This is a genomic window from Mesorhizobium sp. M2A.F.Ca.ET.039.01.1.1 (assembly GCF_003998035.1).
In the GTDB taxonomy this organism is placed as follows: Bacteria; Pseudomonadota; Alphaproteobacteria; order Rhizobiales; family Rhizobiaceae; genus Mesorhizobium.
This window is the reverse complement of record NZ_RZRY01001140.1, coordinates 1-1,370: the sequence shown is the minus strand read 5'-3', so window position 1 is coordinate 1,370 and position 1,370 is coordinate 1. Positions and strand designations below refer to the sequence as shown.

The following is a 1,370-nucleotide window of genomic DNA, read 5'->3' as shown; positions in this document are numbered from 1 at the left end:
GATTTGATCTTTCTGAGACCCTCCGTTCGCTAAAGCCCCAAAAGCACACCGGAACACTTGAGCGCCGGGCCGATGAGGATCTCCCATGGGTTGCTGACGAACCCGCGATCGGGGGGCCGCTGTTTCTGGATACCAGCGTCTATCTGGATGTGCTGCAGGGTCGATCGCCGGTTGAAGTCGATAAGCTGCTTACCTATCGCCTATGCCACCATTCCTCTGTCTGCCTGTCCGAGCTGACTCACACATTTGGTAGGCTCGACCCAAAGCATGGTTCGACGAAGGCGGTCCTCGAAACGGTCGAGGCGACGGTAGAGGACATACCGGCGCACCGACTTCATGCGCCCGACGCTGCCATCTGGGGGCAGGCAGGCGTGTTGGCGGGCCTGCTTTCTCGGCTGAGCAATTTACCCAAGGGGGAGGGACACGAGCGCCGATTCGTCAATGACGCCCTCGTATTCCTGCAGGCGCGTCAGTTGGGTGCGAACGTGTTGACCGGCAACGTCCGTGATTTTGATTTGCTTACCCAGATTCTACCAACCGGGCGGATCATCCTCTATCGAACTCCAGCGCAACCACGATCATCATGAACGTCACGGTTGACCCCCCTGTCGGTATCCTCCACGAACTGGAGCAATTAGCCCGGGCGCCGGCAACGGACGTCAATCACCTGCAAAACGCGCCGGCTTTTCTGCGTTTTGTGGAGCTTTGTCAGACTCGATACCCCCATATCAGATCTGGCTCCATGTTACGGTTTTCGCTGGCCTCGGCGCTGCGGCAGCTCGGCTTGGCTTGTCTTGTCGGTGGTGAGGGTTCCGGTCTGGCAGCAGTGCAACCGAAATTGCGGACCGACTCGACAAGGCAATAAGAAGCACTACGTCCAGGCGGCTGTACCTGTGCCCGCTTGATCTGGCATCAGACCTTCCGGCGATCTCCTTCGGTCCGAACCAGGTGCGGCGCTTTTCTGCGACCGAGCTTGAGCAGCTATTCGACGTTCAGCTTCTTCACCGCGCCCACAGAGATTGGTCGTTCGATAGCGGACGTTTCTCGCAGTTTAACTGGCTCGTCGTCGAGGAGCAGGTGACGCACGACGACAAGGGCCCTGAGGGGAGACGACTGCCTGGGCTGTTCGTAAATCTCGGGCAGGATTTTGGGCGAATTGAACCGCACAAAACAGGCCTCCCGCCGGCCGTCGAAGCTGCGCTTTTCGGCCTTCTCACGATCCCATGGGAGCGAATTGGCGGCTTGAGGGAGATGGAGTGGAGAGGATTTGGAATTCCGTGGGTTTACACCCTCGATTCCGATGTTTTTGCTCGCCGGGTTCCGCCACCCTCTCCCGACAGCCTGAGCTGGGAGCCAGCGGTGCACATCGA

The 1,370-nt window shown here is 59.0% G+C and carries 2 protein-coding genes; one reads left to right on the top strand and one right to left on the bottom strand.

The window, feature by feature from the left end:
- On the top strand, positions 1-587 hold a 587-nt coding region (locus tag EOA24_RS37970; RefSeq protein ID WP_245501964.1), incomplete at its 5' end, for a hypothetical protein.
- Positions 588-981: 394 nt separating this feature from the next.
- Here the strand turns inward: EOA24_RS37970 and EOA24_RS42610 are convergent.
- Positions 982-1,370, bottom strand: a 389-nt coding sequence (locus EOA24_RS42610) for a hypothetical protein (protein ID WP_210213651.1), incomplete at its 5' end; no start/stop codon positions are given.